Raw genomic sequence first — 20,462 nt, 5'->3', positions numbered from 1 at the left:
GTTTCACAACCACCGAGCTGCCAACTGGCGCGATCATCATGTCGATGAAAACGCCGTTGCGTCAGCGGCATTTGACGAAAGCCGCCGCGCCACCTCGGCATGCAGAAAATCGACGAACCGGCGTACACGTGGTGGCTGAAAGACGTTCGGGTGGTACATCGCATGGATGGGCGTGGGGGTAGACCACGCGGGTGCGTTGACGAGCACCAACCGACCTTCGCGTACATCCGTCGTCACCGCCCAAAGCTGCCGGTAGGCGAACCCGCGACCGAGAACAGCCCACTGGCGTATGACTTCGCTGTCGGTGCACTCGTGATATCGCCGAACCCGCACGACTGCTTCCCCGAGACGCCACTCATTGCGTGGCCCGGCATTCGTGGTCAGTACCAGCGTCGGCAATTCGACGAGATCCTCGGGATGCTTTGGCATTCCATAAGTCGCGATACATGTTGGCGAAGCACAGACCACACGCCAGCTATCGGCAAGATGACGCGCAACAAGATCGCTATCCTCCAAGGGACCAACGCGGATGGCTACGTCGATATCATCCGGCACGAAACGCGAGAGCGAATCCGACAGCGTCAGGACAATGCGCACCTCCGGGTGGAGGTCCATGAAACTGTCGAGGATGTCGACCAGCAGGTTGCGCCCCAGATCGGAAGGCGCCGATACACGCAGCGTCCCGCTTACACCGTCGGTGCCGCTGCGAACCGCGCGCTCGGCTTCCTTCATCGTCTCGATCGCTACCCGACAGGACGCGATGTAGATGCGCCCCTCCTCAGTCAGGCGCAATTGACGCGTCGTGCGTTCGAAAAGCCGCGCGCCGAGCATGGCCTCGACCCGTTGCAGACAGGCACTGGCAGCGGCAGGCGAGAGCCCTGCCCGACGCCCGGCAGCCGACAGGCTGTTGAGGTCGGCCGCATCGACGAGGAGCTGCATGTCGCTAAGGCGGTTCATGGGATCAGGTCCGGGCTGCGGAAGGTACAGGCGGGATGATCTTCAAATTCCATTTGAATATCAATAAAGATCGAAGCCCATTATCAAATGGGAAGGCGCGGGAGACGATGCCACCTACCCCACACCCGAGGTATCCCCATGTCACGCGCAAAACTCCTGTTGCTCGCCGCCCTCCTCGCCCCGATGGTCGCATCACCGATCCCGGCCGCCGCCCAGGATGCGGCGATGAAACACAGTGGCAGTGCCGGCGATCACTCGATGGTGCCCAGGGAACTGATCGGCGCCTGGACCCTCGTCCGCTGCGACAATGTCTACCCGGATGGCCACCGCGTGGAGCTATACGGTCCCCACCCAGAGGGCATGTGGCTTATCGATGCGCAGGGCGACTACATGATGCAGATCGTGCGGGCGAAGCGAATGCCATTCGCGGCGAACGACAAGTCCAAGGGAACAGCAGACGAGTACCGTGCCGCCTCGATGGACAGCAATGCCCACTACGGCCATGTCAGCGCCGACGCCAAGGTCATGCACAGCCAGATCCTGCATGCATCGTTCCCGAACTGGGACGGCAAGAGCGGAGACTCGGGCTACACCATCAACGGCGATGAATTGACCTATCGGGTGGCCAAGCCGTCGAGCGGTGCGGCCGAGGGAGCGCATGGTGAGGTTGTGTGGCTGCGGGTTCGGTCGTAGTGGCTGGGCCAAAGAATGGTGCTTGGGAAGTGGCTCTGACCCGGAAAGTTGCGCATTTAGACACGCAAAACGCGACCCAATGGTGGGCGACCGTTTGCCACGATGGCTTCTTGCCCGTACATGATCGCTTGCGTCTCGGTTGGCGCTTCCAGTATCAGTTCGTGGGGAATCGAATGTAGGTCAAGCATCACGTACTGAACGTCGCTCGGTCTACCTGACCGATATTGGGCCAGATCCCGATAATTTGATCTGTAGCCGCTGTCGGTTCTCCAAATCGCAAAAGCCATCGGATAGAACTTCATCATCCAAAAGACGGCGTTTCCCCCGCGCATATCGAGAACGCCGGCGTCCTTGATGAGCGCCTGCCTTCGGTATGGGTATAGCCAGTAGTAAAAATTCAATTGACGCGGAAGCGGTAGCGACTCATCTAAGAAAAATTCTCTCAACATCTCGGTGTCCGGACCCTTTGGATATCGGTCCACGCCGACAGCCGCCATGTGCCCCCAGACGGCGCGAGCGATGAGGTGCGGCTTCGCTGGAACCGTTACGGTGGCCGGCAACAGAAGGGGAGATTCCAGCAACCCGCTAACACGGTTTACGAAATCGATCAGAGCTGGATCGTAGCGTCCGCCCAATAAAGCGTTGTTGCAGCGAGAGCACAGAGTCCGATACTTCACTCCGTCATTTGCCTTGGCCTTTATTCCCTTCCGCATCTCGAGACGATCGACAGCGTGCTCGAGCATCATGGCCGTTGGACGCACGCATCCTTTGGGGGGCGTGTGATCCTCCGTCAACGGCCCGACTGCGCCGCATATGTTGCAGCGCCCGTGCTTTGAACCCCGCGTGATTAGAGTCAACGGCATGATTGATCCGGTGTGGCGTCGTGAGAAAGAGACAGGGCCGGCGCTGCCGGCTCTGTCTCAGGTTTTGCAGAATTACGCCGTGGGAACCAACACCCATGCGGAGTTGACGTATTCGACCGTCAGAACCCAGTGATTCCGTCCGGTAGCTTTTGCCGCCTCAATAGCCACGTCGCGCACTTGGCCGCACGTCAGGTTCGTGCTGCACTCATATTCAGCTGTAGGGAGCTTGTATTGCACATCGCCAGAACGGATTGTGCGGGCGAAACCACGCTTGCCCATGTCTTCATGTAGCGTGTTGTAGTCAGCGTCGGTAGCGCCGTGGAGTTCAACTCGAGTCAAAAAATTTGGCATGATTCTGTCCTGTATGCAGCGTTCGAATGAGTATTGAAATCCGTGACGAACGGCACATGTATATACGGACAAAGCTAACTATATTGCCATCTGTAGGATTTGTATATACACTGATCCCAGTCACGTTCAGGACACGTATGAATGGGTATCATCATTTCCAAGCAAATACTGGAAAAACTGACCGATAGGCATGGCGTGTCGGAGAAGGAAGTCCACGAAGCGTTCGACAACCGTACCGGAAAGCTGCTATTTGATCTTCGTGAGCAGCACGCCACCGACCCTCGCACACAATGGTTCATCGCGCTGACGAACCATCGCCGGCTGCTCAAGGTCTGTTTCGTTCCCAGGGAGGGCAACGTCCATATTCGGACGGCATACATCGCCAGTGACGAAGAGTTGCGCATATATCGTGCGCACGGCAAACCAAGTGACTTTTAAGGGAGCACACATGACCATCAAGTCCAACAACGCGCAGCAAAACGACGCGTGGGAGAGCGGCGAGCTTGGGCGGAGCATGGACCATGTCGGCGTCGTCAGCGATGACGACTGCAGAGCGCTGGATGATTCGCTGGGACTTCATCCAGTGTCGATTCGCCTAGAGAAATCTCTTATCGCAAGCCTGAAGCTGATTGCGGAACACCGTGGTGTTTCGTATCAGCCGCTGGTGCGTGATCTGCTGAATCGTTTCGTCGTGTCTGAGTTAAAAGACATCATGCACGAGAAATACGAGGAAGCTGTCCGCAGAGCAAAAGCGTCCGGCGCGGATAAGGGCCCTGTGGCCGATTTCATGAAGCGCGAGCGAAAACAGGCGTAACTGCGATCATGGGAAGATTTGCGGATAGAATGCAGATCCATACAAAAAGCCCCTGAAATCAGGGGCTTTTTGCTTTTCTGGCGGAGAGGGTGGGATTCGAACCCACGGTAGTGTTACCACTACGGCAGTTTTCAAGACTGCTGCCTTAAACCGCTCGGCCACCTCTCCAAAACTTGTCGCTGATCGGCTTGAGCTGCCAGCGAGCGTCGCAGTTTATCAGGAACCTGTCGGCGGGCTAGCGTTTGCGTCCTTCTTCGACAAAGCCATCAAGCACCCCACCAGGATCGCAATCGGGATCAACGCACCAATCAGCGGAAACAGCAGCACAGGTTCGCGGATCACCATCGGCACGATCTGGGTGGCAGCGGCGAAGCCGATGGTCCACAGGCGCCAGCGGCGGCTGTGGCGGCCGAACCAGAAGCTGGCGAGGACCAGCAGCATGGCGATGACCGAGAGGACGAAGTCGATGGTCGGCAGTTGCCACACGGTGGCGAAGGCCAGCCGGGTGCCGATGAAGGAGATCAGCACCAGCAGCAGGAAGTAGCTGGTGTAGAACTCGACCTTGTCCCACTTCCCGCGAACGGGTGCCGGCGCGTTCATGCAATGCGGTCCAGGCCGGCCATGTACGAGCGCAGTGCTTCGGGCACGCTGATCGAGCCGTCGGCGTTCTGGTAGTTCTCCATCACCGCGATCAGGGTGCGGCCGATGGCGAGGCCGGAGCCGTTCAAGGTATGTACGAGTTCGGGCTTGCCCGTGTCGGCGTTGCGTACGCGGGCCTGCAGGCGACGTGCCTGGAAGTCTTCGCAGTTGGAGCAGCTAGAGATTTCGCGGTAGGTCTGCTGGCTGGGCAGCCACACTTCGAGGTCGTAGGTCTTGGTCGACTGGAAGCCCATGTCGCCGGTGCACAGCAGCAGCTTGCGGTACGGCAGGTTGAGTTTCTGCAGCACTTTCTCGGCGTGGCCGACCATTTCTTCGAGTTGCGTGTAGGAGTCGCTGGCGCGGGCGACCTGCACCATCTCGACTTTCTCGAACTGGTGCTGGCGGATCATGCCGCGGGTGTCGCGGCCGTAGCTGCCGGCTTCGGCGCGGAAGCACAGCGAGTGCGCGGTGAAGCGCAGCGGCAGCGCGTCGGCTTCCTGGATGGTGTCGCGTACCAGGTTGGTCAACGAGACTTCGGCGGTGGGAATCAGGTAGCGCTTCGAGTCCCCGACCTGAGCGGAGAACAGGTCTTCCTCGAACTTCGGCAACTGGGTGGTGCCGAGCATGCTGTCGGCATTGACCAGTACCGGCACGTTGCATTCGAGGTAGCCGTGTTCGCTGGTGTGCAGGTCGAGCATGAACTGGCCGATCGCGCGATGCAGGTGCGCGAGCTGGCCGCGCAGCACGGTGAAGCGCGCACCGGAGAGCTTGGCGCCGGCATCGCCGTCGAGCCAGCCATGGCGCTCGCCCAGCACGACGTGATCCTTTGCCTCGAACAGATTAAACGCGCTCGGTGTGCCCCAGCGGCTGACTTCGAGGTTGTCGCTCTCGTCCTTGCCGACCGGCACCGACTCGTGCGGGATGTTCGGGATCAGCAGCGTGATATCGGAAAGCTTGCCCTGCGCCTCGGCCAGCGCCTGCTCGTTGGCCTTGAGCTTGTCGCCGATGCCGGCGACTTCGGTCATCAGCGCGGCGACGTCCTCACCCTTCGCCTTGGCCTGCCCGATCGCCTTGGAGCGCGTGTTGCGCAGGTTCTGCAGCTCCTGGGTCTCCATTGCCAGCTGCTTGCGCGAGCTTTCCAGCGCCTCCATTGCGGAGACGTCCAGCGTGAAACCGCGGGTTTCCTTGAGGCGTGCGGCGGTTTCGGCGAGGCGCGAACGCAGCAGTGCGGGATCCAGCATGATCGAGTCCAGATGAAGGCTTGAACCGCGAATTATCGCTGGTGGGTGGCAAGCACCGCAATGAAGACGCTACTAGTGGCAAGCACCGCAATTGAATACCGGGCGGCGTGGCCACGCCGCCCGGCTTGCGATCCGGTCAGCTCGCCAGCTTGCGCTCGCTGCGACCCAGCCACCATGCCATCGCGGCGCCGGCGATCAGCCAGCCGATCAGCTGCTCGATCAGCGCGGCCCAGGTGAAGTCGAGCGGAAAGCGGTACCAGTTCCAGTACGGCACCATCGTGCTCAGCCAGGCGAACACCGCCACCGCGGCCGCCAGCGCGAGGCGACGGCGGAAACCGAGCCCCGCCAGTCCCATCACGAAGGCCAGCGCCAGTCCACTCAAGGTATCCGACGCCCACTGCCGCCCGATCTGCGGCCCCATCTGGGTCATGTCGTCACCTTGCGGCAGGTAGACCACCCAGGCGTAAGGCGAGCGTATGGCCTGTTGCTGGTAGGCAATGACCTCTGCCTTGTCGCCCATTTTCTTCGGATCCAGCGACGGCAGGATATAGACGCCAGCCTGCTCGCCGAGCCCCTCATGCAGCGCGCTGAGCACCACGCTTTCGTTGGGTGGCTGCCTGATGCCTACGTTGCCTAGTCCCAGCGCCATATGCGCCACCACACCCCAGAGAAACATCAGGATGCCGCCGATCAGACCCGCTACGAGTACGCGCATGACTCACCCTCCCCGGTTGGTGGGGCGAATCTATGCTTTGCATGCTGGCGACTGCAAGGGCTGATGCAGCGCGGGCTGCCGCCCTGGCTGGCATCGGGTTGGCCGATTTCGCGCACAGCGCCTGCCCCGGACTTGATCCGGGGGTGCGCTCCTACTTGCGAGCCTTCTCGCGGGCAGTGCGCAGGGCCAGCAGTTTTTCGCGCAGCTGCAGTTCCAGCCCGCGTTCGACCGGTTCGTAGAACACGCTGCCGACGAGTTCGTCGGGCAGGCATTGCTGGTCGAGTGCGATGCCGCCTTCGGCGTCGTGGTCGTACTGGTAGCCCTTGCCGTAGCCAAGGCCCTTCATCAGCTTGGTCGGCGCGTTGCGCAGGTGCATCGGCACTTCCAGCGTGCCGCCTTCGCGGATCGCGGCGCGGGCCTTGTTGTAGGCCATGTAGGCGGCGTTGCTCTTGGGCGAGATCGCCAGCCAGATCGCCAGCTGGGCCAGCCCCAGCTCGCCTTCAGGACTGCCCAGGCGCTCGTAGGTATCCCACGCATCCAGCGCCATCCGCCACGCGCGCGGCTCGGCCAGGCCGACGTCTTCTACTGCCATGCGCGTCATCCGGCGCGCCAGGTACAGCGGATCGACGCCGCCATCGAGCATGCGGCACAGCCAGTACACGGCGGCATCGGGATCGGACGAGCGCACGGATTTGTGCAGTGCCGAGATCTGGTCGTAGAACTGCTCGCCCATCTTGTCGAAGCGGCGGGTGCGGTCGGCCAGCACCTGGGTCAGCGTGACCTCGTCGATTTTCTTGTCTTCGGCCAGCTCGGCGGCGATTTCCAGCAGGGTCAATGCGCGACGCACGTCGCCATCGGCAGCCTGGGCGATCGACTCCAGCGACTCGTCGCCCACCTGCAGCTGCAACTCACCAAGACCACGTTCGCTGTCGGCCAGCGCACGCTTGAGCGCAGCCACGATGTCGTCGGTGGAGATCGGTTCCAGCACGTGCACGCGGCAGCGCGACAGCAGCGCGGAGTTCAATTCGAACGACGGGTTCTCGGTGGTGGCACCGATGAAGATGATCACGCCTTTTTCGATATGCGGCAGGAAGGCATCCTGTTGGGTCTTGTTGAAGCGATGCACCTCGTCGACAAACAGCACGGTGCGCCGACCCTGGGCGAAATTCACCTCGGCTTCGGCCAGCGCCTTGCGCACATCCGGCAGGCCAGACAGCACCGCGGAGATCGCGCGGAAATCCGCATCGGCATAGCGCGCCACCAGCAGCGCCAGCGTGGTCTTGCCGCAACCGGGCGGCCCCCACAACACCATCGAATGGATCTTTCCGGCCTCCAGCGCGCGGCGCAGCGCCTTGTCCGGGCCGACCAGTCGCTGCTGGCCGACGATCTCATCGAGGCTGCGCGGACGCATGCGCTCGGCCAGCGGCTTGAGTGCGTCGGGTTCGGCGAACAGGCCGGGGATGCCGGGTGAAACACGGGATGACATATTCGGATGATAAGACATCCGGCCAGCGGCCAGACGAAACGATCCGCGCAGCTCGATGACCAAGGCTCGCCGCCAGGCACCTCGAAGCATGAAAATCGACCACATCGATCGATTAATGAAAATATCCGACATCCCTATTTTATTTGTATTCGATTACCAAGCTTAGGTCCTGCTTAGCGCATCAACTTTCGATTATGTCGAAAGATTTTCAAATAATCTGGTTGTTACCCAATTGTCATGTCGGATGACTAGGTTGGCGCCCCGCACAGCGCCCCTAACCAACAACAACTTTGGGACAACCCATGACGCGGCAGACTTCGACCCTCCGACTACGCAAACCCGCCCTGCTCGCCTTTTGCATTGCCGCGGCATTATCCGCACCGGCCTTTGCCGATGACACCACGGCGACTGGCGCCATATCCGCTCCGACCAGTTCTGCATCGAATGCTTTCGCGAATAATCCAGCTCCGAATAACGATGCGGGCGCGGCCACGTCGATCCAGAATGCGCAGAACCTCGATGCCGTCCACGTCACCGGTACCGCGACTACGGTGAGCAACATCGCACCCACGCAAGGCTCGATGGTGGCCATACAGCCGCAGTCGAGCATCGGCGAGCTGTACCTGCGCGAAAACGTATCGCCGACCGGCGACTACACCGACGCCATCTCGATCTCGCCCAGCGTATCCACGGTCGCGCCGAACGGGCCGGGCCTGATGGAAGCGGCGAGCGTCACCATGCGCGGCTTCCAGGACGGCCAGTACAACGTGACGTTCGACGGCATCCCGTGGGGCGACTCGAACGACTTCACCCATCACTCGACCTCGTACTACACCAACCAGGATACGGGTGGCATCGTCGTCGATCGTGGCCCCGGCACCGCCAGCACGCTGGGCAATGCCACCTTCGGCGGCACCATCGCGGTGGATTCGCGCACGCCTTCCAGCACGTTCAGCCTCGAGCCATCCCTGAGCTTCGGCAGCTGGGACACCCAGGTGCAGAGTCTGCAACTGAACACTGGCGCGATCGCGCAGACCGGCGGGACCACCGCCTTCATCAACGTGCAGAACTCAAGCTCGGACGGCTACCTGACCGATGCCGGACAGCGCCGGCAGAACATCTTCGCGAAAGTGGTGCAGCCGATCGGCGACAACACCACGCTCACCTTCGTCGGCATGTACAACCAGATCCACCAGTACGTGTCACTCGGCGAGACACGCGCACAGATTGCGCAGGATGGCCCGAACTACGGCCTGAGCAGCGACCCGACCAAGCAGAATTATTACGGTTACAACTTCGACCAGATCAGCACTTACATGGGCTACATCGGACTGCATTCGGCATTCGACGGCTGGACCATCGACAACAAGCTGTACACGATCGCCTACAACCATTTCGGCTACAACGGCGAGGACCCGAACGGCGAAACACCGAACGGCACGGTCTACGGCCCCAACAACGTACCCGGCCAGACGATGCGCAACTGGTACCGCTCCTGGGGCGACATCTTCCGCATCAGCAAGGAACTCGGACCCGGCGAGCTGCGCGCCGGCTTCTGGTACGACGACCAGGACAACCTGCGCTGGCAGAATGAAGTGGATGACACTCTGGATTTCGCGCCAAACGCGATACCTGCATCGGCAGCCGTCGATCGCAACATGACCGACTCGCTGAAGACCTTCCAGCCGTTCGTCGAATACAACTGGAACATCACCGACGCGGCATCGCTGACCGGTGGCGTGAAGTACGCCGACTTCCAGCGCGACATCAATGCCATCGTGAACCAGAAAACCGGCAAGCCGCTGGACTACAGCAAGGACTGGAGCAAGCCGCTGCCCTCGCTCGCGCTGCACTGGCAGTTCAGCCAGAACTGGACGGCGTACGCGCAGTGGGCGAAAGGCTTCCTCGCGCCCAACCTCAACACCTTCTACACCACCAATCCGTCGGCGAGCGGCGACCTCAAGCCGGAACAGACCGTCAACCGCCAGCTCGGCACGACCTGGAGCGATGACCGCCTGACACTCTCGGCTGACGTCTACAGCATCGACTTCAACAACCTGATCAACAGCCGCAAGATCGGCGGTGTCACGTATTTCTACAACGAGGGCGGTGCCGTCTACAAAGGCTTCGAGACCGAGGGCACTTATCTACTCGGCGCTGGCTTCAGCATCTACGCCAATGGCTCGCTCAATCGCGCCAACGACAAGACTACCGGCGACTGGGTACCCAATGCGCCGCACAAGACCGCGGCGCTGGGCTTGATCTATCGCAGCGGCCCGCTGTATGCGTCGCTCATCGACAAGTTCGTCGGCCACAGCTATGGCGACACCGGCAATTCGCAGCCCATCGGCGGCTACGCCATCACCAATTTCGCTGCCAGCTACACGTTCGCGCAGGACATGGGTGAGCTGAAGGACATCAAGCTCGGATTGCAGGTGAACAACATCTTCGACAACAAGAGCATCTACAACCTGGCCGGTTACACGGCGCAGGACAACACACCGCTGTACTACACAATTCCCGAGCGCAACTATTTCGTCACTCTGTCGGCCAAGTTCCAATGACAGCTCGCCGTTTCCTCCTGCTAGCTGCACTGCTGCTGCCCGTCGTCCCGGCACTTGCCGCCGACGGGAGCGCCCAGACAGAGAGCATCACGGATGGCATCGACCTGACCCTGCTGCTGGCGCCACCGCCGGCAGCAGGGTCGCCGACCGCACTTGACGACCTCCAGGCCGTCCTCGCTGCCCAGGCAGCGCGGACGGCCGACGAGGACGAAGCGGCCAAGGCCGATGCGGATCGCTCCGTGTTTCGCTTCACCGACGTGCTTGGCCCGAACCTGGCACCCTCGACGCTGCCGCGCACGGCGGCCTTCTTCAAACGCGTCGAGCAACTCGACAAGGCCAGCGTCAAGCTGGCCAAGTCCTGGTGGAAACATCCGCGTCCCAGCGAGGTTTCGGACAAGGTGCATCCGCTGAGCGTGGAAAAACCCGGCGACTGGAGCTACCCCAGCGGGCATGCCACGTTCGGCTACACCACTGCCGTCCTGCTGGGCGACATGCTGCCGGAAAAACGTGCGGCCCTCTTCGATCGGGCGGCGCTGTATGCCCATCATCGCGTGGTGATGGGCGTGCATTTTCCGAGCGACGTGGAAGCAGGCCGGACCGCAGGTACCGTCATCGCGGCGCAATTGCTGCGGGATCCGGCCTGGCATGCCGATTTCCTTGCGGCGCGCGACGAATTGCGAAAGGCCCTGATGCTGAAGCCAGCCATGGGCGGATAAGGCAGATTCCAGCGAACCCGTTGGCTCTGCCCCGGACAGGCCGCCTTCCTCCCTGTCTCTATTGAAAGCGGAATTTGCCGCTATGATGGACCCAATGGCGGCCTTGACCCGCCATGCACGCCGGGGGGCGGGACGTAAGTGAAGTCCGGGTTGCACTTTCCTCTACATGGATGGCCATGGATACAGGCCTTGCCTGCATACACAGATCCGGTCTCCTGCACGCCGCATGATTGATCGGTATCGCCTCTTTCGCCGTTGCTGTCTGGGCTTGCTCGGTCTGCTTCTGCTGTCTTTCGGCGTCATCGCCACCCCAGCCTCGTCCAGCGACCCATGGGCACCATTCGATGCGCCCTGGTTCGACCGGGTCGGCAGCAGCGAAGGGGTGCCGCAGTCGATCATCACCTCGATCGCACAGGATCAGCGTGGCCTGGTCTGGGTCGGCACCATGGTGGGCCTGGCCCGCTATGACGGCTATCGCACGCAGGTGTTCGACACCCGCAACGGCAGCACCCCGGGACTGCCCGACGCCTATGTACGTTGCCTGCTCGCGTTGCCCGATGGCGGGCTGCTGATCGGGACCAACGCTGGCGGACTGGTTCGCCTCGATCCGGCCACCAATCGTTTCCTCACCTACCCGATCGGCGCCAACGGCACTTCGGACCGCAAGATCTACGATCTCGCCGACGATCATGCCGGTGGGGTCTGGATTGCCACCGATGCGGGGCTGGACCACCTCGACCCGCGCACGAACACGATCACCCAGCTGCACACCGGCGCGGACGCGGCGCCACGCAATTTCAGCGTACTGCAGGATCGCGCCGGCAACGTGTGGCTGGGCAACGACAAGGGTTTGTTCGTGCGCCGCGCCGGCTCGACAGCGTTCGAGCGGCCTGAGCCTCCAGCCGGCACCGTGGCCACCGTGCTGACCAACCAGATCTGGGCCCTGCACGAGGACAGCAAAGGACGGTTGTGGGTGGGCAGCGGACAGGCCGGTGCGGTCTATCTGGATACGGACGGCCAGTGGCATCCAGTACCGGGATTCAGTGGCTACCGCGATGGCGCCCAGCAATCGACGGTGCGCGACCTGTTGGAGATCACCCCCAACACGATGTGGATCGCCACCGACGGCAGCGGTGTGCTTGCGTATACCGCCGGCGATACCCAGCTGCGCCAGATCAAGCACGATGCCGCCATCGCCTCATCACTGCCGGGTGACTCGGTGCGGGGATTGCTGCAGGATCGTTCGGGCAATATCTGGGTCGCCACCGACCTCGGCCTCGCGCGCACCGATCCCAACGCCCGCGCGGCCTTCTCGCTGCTGCCCTCACCACTGGAGCAGAACGCACTGAGCGACACCAGTGTGCGTGGCATCTACGTCGATACGCGTGGCCGCATCTGGCTAGGCCTGGGCTCCGGCCGGATCGACATGATCGACCTCAAGCTCGGCCGCATGACCCACCTGCAGCTGGGCGGCAACCAGCTCCATCGCGATGTACAGACCTTCGTCGAAGCAGCGGATGGTTCGATCCTGGTTGGCACGCAGGGGCTGGCCCGGATCGATCCCGATACGCTGGCAATCCAGCCTTCGATACTGCAGGCACTGGAGAACAAGCCGGTACTGAGCCTGCAGCGGGATGGCTCGCGCATCCTCATCGGCACCTATGACGGCCTGTATCGCTACGACACGCGGAGCGGCACACTCGATCATGTCGAGCATGATCCAGGCGATTCGAGCAGCCTGGCCAGCAACACCGTGCGACAGATTGCCCGCGTAGGCGACAGCTGGTGGTATGGCACCACGCGCGGCATCAGCATCGCCAACAGCACGCTGGACAATAACGGCTTCGAGAACCTTGGCCACCATGGCGACGAGCCATCAAGCCTGCCGCAGAACTACATCAGTTCGATCACGCTCGATCCGCAGGAGCGGCTATGGGTCAGCACGTTCGGCGGGCTGGGTCTGATCGACCACTATTCGCCCGGTGGGCCCTACCGCTTCCGTACTATCGGCGTCGCGCAGGGGCTGGCCAGCGACAAGATCAGTGGCGTGCTGGACGACGACCGCGGCAACCTGTGGATCAGCACCTCCAATGGCGTGTCGATGATCGACCACGCCACGCAGGCGGTGCACAACCTCGGTCCGCGCGACGGGTTGCGCATACCCAGCTACGTCTACGTGGGTGCCGCGCGCGCACCGGGTGGCGAACTGCTGTTCGGCGGCCTCGGCGGCCTGACCGTGATCCGGCCAGACTGGCGGGCGCCGGCGGCCACGGCCGCGCCGCTGGCGATCACGCATGCCATCGTCAACGGTGACGAGGTGCCGTTCGGAGAGCTTCCGCACGACGGCCAGACGATCAACCTGGATTCGCGCAGCCGCAACCTGCGTGTGGACTTTGCCCTGCTCGACTACCAGACGCCACTGGAAACCTCGTACAGCTATCGCATGGAAGGTCTCGACGAGGGCTGGACCCAGATTCCCCGGGGCGCGCTGCCGAGTGCCATCTATACCAACCTGCCCCACGGCGACTACCGGTTGCGGCTGCGCGCCGAAACCCATGGCATGCAACCACACAGCATCGAGACCAGTGTCGGCATCAAGGTCAAACCCCGCTGGTACGAAACCGTGCTCAGCCGGTTCGTCGCCTTGCTGTTGCTGATCGCGCTGGTTGTCCTGCTGGTTCATCTGCGCACGCTCTATCTCAGGCGCCAGGCCGTGCAACTGCAGCGGCAGATCGATGAACACACGCGCGACCTGCTGGCGGCCAACCAGCGTCTCGACGAGCTGGCCGGCACCGACGGACTGACCGGCGTCTACAACCGCCGCCGCTTCCTTGAGCTGGCCGGCGGCGAATTCGAACTGGCGAAGGATCGCTCCATCTGCATCGCGCTGTTCGACCTGGATCGCTTCAAGCGGATCAACGACACCCATGGGCATCTGGCTGGCGATGCGGTGATCCGCTGCGCGATCGAGGTGATCCGCCAGCACTGCCGGCAGGGCGACCTGGTCGGACGCTATGGCGGCGAGGAATTCGTGCTGTGCCTGCCCGATACCAGCCTGTCGGATGCGCTCGACACGGCCGAACGCATCCGCAAGGAGTTGTCTACTTCCGTGGTGGCGCACGACGGGCACTCGATCGCGGTTACCGTCAGCATCGGCGTCGCCGCGCTGCGGCCTGGCGAATCCATCGAGCAATGGCTGTCGCGCGCCGACAAGGCCTTGTATGAAGCCAAGCACGACGGCCGCAATCGCTGCGTCATGGCGCCCTGAAGCGCCGGGTCAGTCTGTATCGGTGTGCGCTCCAGCGCTGATCGTGTACTGGCAGTACAAGGCGTAAGCCAGACCGCACAAGCCGGTCAACGCAGCCGGGATCAACAAGGTGCGTTCCTGCAGCACACCGAACAGCAGCGCGCCAGCGACGCTTCCGAGCATGAAAGTGCCGATCACCAGGACACAGACACGCACACGCAGCGTATCCACCGCCAGCCCGCGCAAGCGCTGCCCGATGTAGATGCCGAGGTCGGTGAACATGCCGGAGACATGGGTGGTGCGGAACACCATGCCGCTGTAGGTACTGACCATGCCGTTCTGCAGCCCGGCTCCCATCGAGGCCAGGTACAGGCCGATGGAATTGCCTGCATCAAGCAGCGGTACCGCGGCAAACAGCAGCAGCGACTCCAGCATCAGGGCCGCACCGTAGCGGCGTCCGAGCTTCAGCGTGCGCTGCTGCACGAGCAAGCCACTGAGGATGGCGCCAACCAGAAACGCACCTATCGAGAGTACCCAATGCACGGCCTCGCCACCGTCAGCCGTGCCCAGCGAAATGCCAAGCAGACTGGTGGAACCGGTCAGGTTGGTGATGGACTGATGGCGGAAGCCCATGTAGCCGGCGGCATTGACGATGCCGGCGATGAAGGCCAATACGCCGCCGCCGATCCACGCCCATCCTGGCAACTGGCGCAGGATAGGCACCGGCGGATCAGTCTTTCAGCGGCTGGGTGGTGATCACCGGCACGTCGCCGATCACGTCGGCACCCTTCGGCGGCACGAAGTTGAAATCGGACGGCGGAATCGCCGCATTGCGCTGCCAGCCGGAAAAACGGATGTCGGTGGTGGAGCCGAGCTGATCGCGGAACGTCATGCGTGCCAGGCCGTTCGCATCGAAGCCGAGGTCGGCGTGGTCGAACTGCGGATCCTTTGCGGTGGAGGTGAGCCGCAGCCACACCAGCCCGTCATGCTCGCCCTGCTCGACCACCTTGAAGTCCTTGTCCATCTGCTTGAGATCGGTCAGCACGGTGAGCGGGCTGTGCGATTCCTCGCTGCTCTGGATACGTACGGTGACCTGCTCCAGCTCCGGGTCGTACATCCACACCCGGCTGCCGTCCGCAACGATGGTCTGCTTGTACGGCGTCAGCGTGTCCCAGCGAAACTGCCGCGGTGCCTCCAGCGCCAGCGTGCCGGCGCTGGTCTTGTTGGTCTGGCCGTTGATGTCGGTCAGCGACTGGCTGAAGTGGCCGGTGAGCGAATGCAGGCCGGTGGCGAAGGCGTCCAGCCGCGCGCGCGCCGGGCCGGCAGCGGCCTGTGCCATGGCACTCAATGACAGCGTCAGCACGGCAGTGATGGCAAGCATGAAGCGTTTCATCGGATTCCCTTGGAACATGTCGATGGCAGTGAAGTGTGGATCGTGCTGGCTTAACCGGACTGTAGGAGCGGCTTCAGCCGCGATGCTTTCCCGCACCTTGCGAAGAGCATCGCGGCTGAAGCCGCTCCTACAACAGCAGGCTTTTAATTCCGCGGCGGCGGTGGCGCCAGCACTTCGCGGTTGCCGTTGTGCTGCGGGGCGCTGACCACGCCGTCCTGCTCCATCTGTTCGACCAGCCGTGCCGCGCGGTTGTAGCCGATGCGCAGGTGTCGCTGTACGCCGGAGATCGAGGCGCGTCGGGTCTGCGTGACGATCGCCACCGCCTTGTCGTACAGCTGGGTATCGGCATCGCCACCGCCTTCCTCGCCATCCTGCGGCAGGCCGGAGTCGTTGATGAACTTGCCGTCGCTGGTCGGTTGCGCCTCTTCCAGCACGCCTTCGATGTATTGCGGCGCACCCTGCGATTTCAGCCAGGCGACCACGTGATGTACCTCATGATCGTCGACGAAGGCGCCATGCACACGTTCCGGCGTGGCGGTACCGGGCGGCAGGTAGAGCATGTCGCCGTGACCGAGCAGCGCCTCGGCGCCGGATTGATCGAGGATCGTGCGCGAGTCGATCTTGCTGGAGACCTGGAACGCGATGCGGGTCGGGATGTTCGCCTTGATCAGGCCGGTGATCACGTCCACCGACGGGCGCTGGGTGGCCAGGATCAGATGCACGCCGGCGGCACGCGCCTTCTGCGCGAGGCGGGCAATCAGCTCCTCGACCTTCTTGCCGACGATCATCATCATGTCGGCGAACTCGTCGATGATGATCACGATGTAGGGCAGCGGTTCCAGTGGTTCCGCGGCGAGATTCGGCATGTCCGGATTCGGCCGGAACAGCGGATCGAGCAGTGGCTGGCCAGCGTTCTCCGCGTCCTTCACTTTCTTGTTGAAGCCGCCGAGATTGCGCACGCCGACCGCAGCCATCAACTTGTAGCGGCGCTCCATTTCGGCCACGCACCAGCGCAAGGCGTTGGCCGCTTCCTTCATGTCGGTGACCACCGGCGCCAACAGGTGCGGGATGCCCTCATAGACCGAGAGCTCCAGCATCTTCGGGTCGATCATGATCATCCGCACGTCTTTCGCGCTGGCCTTGTACAGCAGCGAAAGCACCATTGCGTTGACCGCCACCGACTTGCCGGAGCCCGTCGTGCCGGCGACCAGCAGATGCGGCATCTTGGCCAGGTCGACCACCACCGGCTTGCCGCCGATGTCCTTGCCCAGCGCCAGCGCCAGCGGCGACTTCAGCTGGTCGTATTTGTCCGAACGCAGGATCTCCGACAGGTAGACGATCTGCTTCTTGGTATTGGGGATTTCCAGGCCGATCACGTTCTTGCCCGGAATCACGTCGACCACGCGCACGCTGACCACGGACAGGCCGCGCGCGATGTCCTTGTCCAGGCTAGACACCTGCGAACCGCGCACGCCGGCGGCCGGTTCCATCTCGAAACGGGTGATCACCGGGCCCGGATACGCGCCGACCACCTTGGCGTCGATCTTGAAATCCTTCAGCTTGAACTCGACCTGGCGCGAGAGCACTTCGAGGGTTTCCTCGGAATAACCCGGCCCCTGCGGCGGCGCCTCGTCCAGCAGCGACAACGGCGGCAGCTCACCCGGCGTGGCGGCGCCGACGAACAACGGAATCTGCGTCTCGAGCTTGGCTCGCTCGCTTTTCGCCACCGGCGCGGGAGGCGCCTCGATCCGTACCGGTTCGCGCTTGGCCTGCTTCACCGCGTCGGCCTTCTTGACCACCTCGCGTTCGGTACGCGCCTGCCGTGCGGCCAGCGCCTGCGGCGCCTCGCGCAACTTGCCCTTGAGCCAGTCGACCAGTTTCAGCACGCCCTGCCCGATCCAGTCCATCACCTTGAACCACGACAGCCCAGTGGCCAGGGTCACCGCGACCAGGAACAGCGCCAGCAGGAGTAGCGGCGCGCCCTTGTCCAGCGCCTGCGCAAGCGGGCGTCCGACCCACAGGCCGATGATGCCGCCGGCACCTTGCGGCGGTACCGGGTCATCCCCGAAATCGAGATACAGCAGCGCGGGTCCGGTGACAAAGAAAAACACCGAACCGATCAGCCGCAGCGAGGGTTCCCATGCGTGCGCGGTGCGCTCGCCATGCTGACGCAGCACCTGCACGCCCAGCAGCAGTAGCAGCAGCGGAAAACAATACGCCACGTAGCCGAAGATCCAGCGCAACAAATCGGCGAGATGCGCACCGAACGTGCCGCCGAAATTCTGCACCAGGTTGATCTGGTTGGCATTGGTCCAGCTGGGATCACGCGCGTCGTAAGTGAGCAGGCAGATCAGCAGGTACAGCGCCAGCGGCATCAGCAGCAGAGCGCCGGCTTCACGCAGCCGGCGCTTCAGCTCCTCGCTGAGGCCTTCCTTCGGTTGTTGTTTGACGTTCGCGCTTCGCGCCACCTTGGAAGGCTTCCTTTTGCCAGTCAGGGTCAGAGCATACCTTGCAATGCCGGATGTACCAGCTTGCCGCCGTCGACATTGATGCCGCCGGCGAGCGGAGCAAACTCGCGCCACTCGTTGCCACCGGCCAGACGCTGCACGTACGGCAGGATCGCGGCGGAGATCGCCACCGACGAGGTCTGCGGCACCGCGCCCGGCATGTTGGTCACGCAGAAGTGCGTCACGCCGTGCACGTCATAGGTCGGTTCCTTCCAAGTGGTCGGCTTGGAGGTCTCGAAGCAGCCGCCCTGATCGATCGAGATGTCGACCAGCACCGAGCCCGGCTCCATCGTCTTGACCATGGCCTCGGTGACCACACGCGGCGCCTTGGCGCTGGGGATCAGTACGGCACCGACGACGATGTCGGCATCACGCACTTCCTCGGCGACCGAGGACTCGTAGGCATACAGCGCGGTGACGTTCGGGCCCATCGCCATCATCTCGGCGAGGCGGTCCTGGCGCTTGTCGAACACCACCACGTTGGCACCGGCCGCCGCAGCCAGTGCAGCGGCATTGCCACCGGCAGCGCCAGCACCCAGCACGACGACCTTGCCGCGTGGGGTGGAAGCCATGCCGCCCAGCAATTTGCCCTTGCCGCCCTGCGGACGATGCAGCAGGGTCGTGCCGATCTGGGTGGCGATACGGCCGGCGATCACCGACATCGGCAGCAGCAGCGGCAGCACACCGTTCTCATCCACCGACTCGAACGCGATGCCGGTCAGGCCGATGTCGAGCAGGCTCTTGGTCAGCGCCGGCTCGGCGGCCAGGTGCAGGTAGCAAAACAGCAGGTGGTGCTTCTTCAACAGCGCCAGGTCGCCCGCGACCGGCTCCTTCACCTTCACGATCAGCTCGCCGGCCTCGTACAGCGCGGCCGCGTCCGGCACGATCTTGATGCCCTGCTTGATGTAGACCTCGTCGGAGAAGCCGCTCTTCAGGCCAGCACCGGACTGCAGGAACACTTCGTGGCCACGACGCACCAGGTCGGCGGCGGCGGCGGGAACAAGGGCAACGCGACCCTCAAGGGTCTTGGTTTCGGAGGGGATACCGATACGCATGGGAGCAGTCCTGTGGGTTCTTAAGCCGGGGCGACTTGGATGCACCGAGCCTGGTTAATAAAGCATCAAGGAGCTGGAAAGCTTGAATCGGGGTGCTCCCTTCCCCATCCTTGCGGATTCAAAGCTCCGCCTCGTCCCGCGAAACGGCCAGATGAAACCGCGGCAGGGGTGGAAGCGAATAACGATCAAAGCTGCCAGTTAACCCAAGGATTATAACCATGACGACCCCCAAGCACAGCCGCCTGCTGATCCTCGGCTCCGGCCCCGCCGGTTACACCGCTGCGGTGTATGCGGCCCGTGCCAACCTGAAGCCGACCATGATCACCGGCCTGCAGCAGGGCGGCCAGCTGATGACCACCACCGACGTGGACAACTGGCCGGGCGACGTCGAGGGGCTGCAGGGCCCGGCGCTGATGCAGCGCATGGCCGAACACGCCGAACGCTTCCATACCGAGATGATCTTCGACCATATCCATACGGCGGATCTGAAGCAGCGCCCGTTCCGGCTCAAGGGTGATTCGGGCGAGTACACCTGCGACGCACTGATCATCACCACCGGCGCCACCGCGAAATACCTCGGCATCGCCAGCGAAGAAAAGTACAAGGGCAAGGGCGTGTCCGCCTGCGCCACCTGCGACGGCTTCTTCTTCCGCGACCAGGACGTGGTGGTGATCGGCGGCGGCAACACCGCGGTCGAGGAAGCGCTGTACCTGGCCAATATCGGCCGCAAGGTCTACCTGGTGCATCGCCGCGACAAGCTGCGCGCCGAGAAGATCATGCAGGACAAGCTGTTCGAGAAGGCCGCGGCCGGCAAGATCGAGCTGGTGTGGAACCACAGCATCGACGAGGTGCTCGGCGACGACACCGGCGTCACCGGCGTGCGCGTGAAGGACGTCAACTCCGGCGTCACCCGCGACATCGAGGCAACAGGCTTCTTCGTGGCGATCGGCCACACGCCGAACACCGGCATCTTCGAAAGCCAGCTCGACATGCACGACGGCTATATCAAGATCCACAGCGGCCAGCACGGCATGGCCACGATGACCTCGATCCCGGGCGTGTTCGCTGCTGGCGATGTGGCTGACCATGTGTATCGCCAGGCGGTAACGTCAGCCGGCTTCGGCTGCATGGCCGCACTGGATGCCGAGCGCTGGCTGGATCAGCAGACCCCGGCCGGCTGATGCACCTGCACGGCAATGCGGCCATCAGCGCAAGCGTGTC

At 62.9% G+C, this 20,462-nt stretch carries 18 protein-coding genes and 1 tRNA gene; 7 read left to right on the top strand and 12 right to left on the bottom strand.

What is annotated here, in order from left to right; genetic code table 11:
- Positions 1-36: 36 nt before the first annotated feature.
- Positions 37-957 carry a LysR family transcriptional regulator gene (locus B0E48_RS09215; protein ID WP_077517842.1) on the bottom strand — a complete coding sequence of 307 codons (921 nt, stop codon included), beginning with the start codon at positions 955-957 and terminating at the stop codon, positions 37-39.
- Between the two features lie 138 nt (positions 958-1,095).
- Between B0E48_RS09215 and B0E48_RS09210 the strand changes: the two genes are divergently transcribed.
- Positions 1,096-1,650 carry a lipocalin-like domain-containing protein gene (locus B0E48_RS09210; protein WP_168170331.1) on the top strand — a complete coding sequence of 185 codons (555 nt, stop codon included), beginning with the start codon at positions 1,096-1,098 and terminating at the stop codon, positions 1,648-1,650.
- Positions 1,651-1,706: 56 nt separating this feature from the next.
- Here B0E48_RS09210 and B0E48_RS09205 read toward each other — a convergent pair whose 3' ends face one another.
- Together B0E48_RS09205 and B0E48_RS09200 are read right to left on the bottom strand one after the other, a co-directional pair.
- Entirely contained in the window at positions 1,707-2,396 is a 690-nt protein-coding gene (locus B0E48_RS09205; RefSeq protein WP_077517840.1) for a hypothetical protein, read from the bottom strand.
- A gap of 189 nt (positions 2,397-2,585) precedes the next feature.
- A complete protein-coding gene (locus B0E48_RS09200; protein WP_139350222.1) occupies positions 2,586-2,864 on the bottom strand; it encodes a DUF2622 domain-containing protein in 279 nt (92 codons plus the stop codon).
- 141 nt (positions 2,865-3,005) lie between these two features.
- Here B0E48_RS09200 and B0E48_RS09195 point away from each other — a divergent pair, with 141 nt between their 5' ends.
- Both B0E48_RS09195 and B0E48_RS09190 read left to right on the top strand, forming a co-directional pair.
- Positions 3,006-3,302, top strand: coding sequence for a hypothetical protein (locus B0E48_RS09195; protein WP_077517838.1), 297 nt, complete (start codon positions 3,006-3,008; stop codon positions 3,300-3,302).
- 10 nt (positions 3,303-3,312) lie between these two features.
- Entirely contained in the window at positions 3,313-3,678 is a 366-nt protein-coding gene (locus B0E48_RS09190) for a hypothetical protein (RefSeq protein WP_077517837.1), read from the top strand.
- A 78-nt stretch (positions 3,679-3,756) separates the two neighbouring features.
- Here the strand turns inward: B0E48_RS09190 and B0E48_RS09185 are convergent.
- From B0E48_RS09185 to B0E48_RS09165, 5 genes are all read right to left on the bottom strand, one after another.
- Positions 3,757-3,846 (bottom strand) — tRNA-Ser (locus B0E48_RS09185).
- A 48-nt stretch (positions 3,847-3,894) separates the two neighbouring features.
- On the bottom strand, positions 3,895-4,278 hold the full coding sequence (locus tag B0E48_RS09180; RefSeq protein ID WP_077517836.1) for an LrgA: 384 nt from the start codon (positions 4,276-4,278) through the stop codon (positions 3,895-3,897).
- A complete protein-coding gene (gene serS, locus B0E48_RS09175) occupies positions 4,275-5,558 on the bottom strand; it encodes a serine--tRNA ligase (RefSeq protein ID WP_077517835.1) in 1,284 nt (427 codons plus the stop codon). The genes B0E48_RS09180 and serS overlap by 4 nt, the downstream gene beginning before the upstream one ends.
- 136 nt (positions 5,559-5,694) lie before the next feature.
- Positions 5,695-6,273 (bottom strand): hypothetical protein, encoded by a 579-nt coding sequence (locus B0E48_RS09170; RefSeq protein ID WP_077517834.1) that lies wholly within the window; start codon positions 6,271-6,273, stop codon positions 5,695-5,697.
- Between the two features lie 151 nt (positions 6,274-6,424).
- Positions 6,425-7,759: a replication-associated recombination protein A gene (locus B0E48_RS09165; RefSeq protein WP_168170330.1), complete on the bottom strand. Its 1,335-nt coding sequence runs from the start codon at positions 7,757-7,759 to the stop codon at positions 6,425-6,427.
- 302 nt (positions 7,760-8,061) lie between these two features.
- Here B0E48_RS09165 and B0E48_RS09160 point away from each other — a divergent pair, with 302 nt between their 5' ends.
- The 3 genes from B0E48_RS09160 to B0E48_RS09150 all read left to right on the top strand — a co-directional run bounded on the left by B0E48_RS09160 (position 8,062) and on the right by B0E48_RS09150 (position 14,307).
- Positions 8,062-10,323, top strand: coding sequence for a TonB-dependent receptor (locus B0E48_RS09160; protein WP_077517833.1), 2,262 nt, complete (start codon positions 8,062-8,064; stop codon positions 10,321-10,323).
- On the top strand, positions 10,320-11,039 hold the full coding sequence (locus B0E48_RS09155; RefSeq protein ID WP_077517832.1) for a phosphatase PAP2 family protein: 720 nt from the start codon (positions 10,320-10,322) through the stop codon (positions 11,037-11,039). Before B0E48_RS09160 ends, B0E48_RS09155 begins: the two co-directional genes overlap by 4 nt.
- Before the next feature lie 226 nt (positions 11,040-11,265).
- Complete coding sequence (locus tag B0E48_RS09150) at positions 11,266-14,307, top strand: ligand-binding sensor domain-containing diguanylate cyclase (RefSeq protein ID WP_077517831.1); 3,042 nt, start codon at positions 11,266-11,268, stop codon at positions 14,305-14,307.
- A 9-nt stretch (positions 14,308-14,316) separates the two neighbouring features.
- Here the strand turns inward: B0E48_RS09150 and B0E48_RS09145 are convergent, their stop codons facing one another.
- The 4 genes from B0E48_RS09145 to B0E48_RS09130 form a co-directional block, all read right to left on the bottom strand.
- Positions 14,317-15,003, bottom strand: coding sequence for a YoaK family protein (locus tag B0E48_RS09145; protein WP_217317984.1), 687 nt, complete (start codon positions 15,001-15,003; stop codon positions 14,317-14,319).
- A 13-nt stretch (positions 15,004-15,016) separates the two neighbouring features.
- Positions 15,017-15,679: an outer membrane lipoprotein chaperone LolA gene (lolA, locus tag B0E48_RS09140; protein ID WP_077517829.1), complete on the bottom strand. Its 663-nt coding sequence runs from the start codon at positions 15,677-15,679 to the stop codon at positions 15,017-15,019.
- 143 nt (positions 15,680-15,822) lie between these two features.
- Entirely contained in the window at positions 15,823-18,093 is a 2,271-nt protein-coding gene (locus B0E48_RS09135) for a DNA translocase FtsK (RefSeq protein ID WP_256363550.1), read from the bottom strand.
- A gap of 83 nt (positions 18,094-18,176) precedes the next feature.
- A complete protein-coding gene (locus B0E48_RS09130; protein WP_077517827.1) occupies positions 18,177-19,241 on the bottom strand; it encodes an alanine dehydrogenase in 1,065 nt (354 codons plus the stop codon).
- Between the two features lie 218 nt (positions 19,242-19,459).
- Between B0E48_RS09130 and trxB the strand changes: the two genes are divergently transcribed.
- Positions 19,460-20,422: a thioredoxin-disulfide reductase gene (trxB, locus tag B0E48_RS09125; RefSeq protein WP_077517826.1), complete on the top strand. Its 963-nt coding sequence runs from the start codon at positions 19,460-19,462 to the stop codon at positions 20,420-20,422.
- Positions 20,423-20,462: the final 40 nt, after the last annotated feature.

It is taken from the genome of Rhodanobacter sp. C03 (genome assembly GCF_002001175.1).
Classification (GTDB): domain Bacteria; phylum Pseudomonadota; class Gammaproteobacteria; order Xanthomonadales; family Rhodanobacteraceae; genus Rhodanobacter.
Note: the sequence above shows the minus strand (reverse complement) of the source record. Positions and strands in the feature narration are given on the sequence as shown.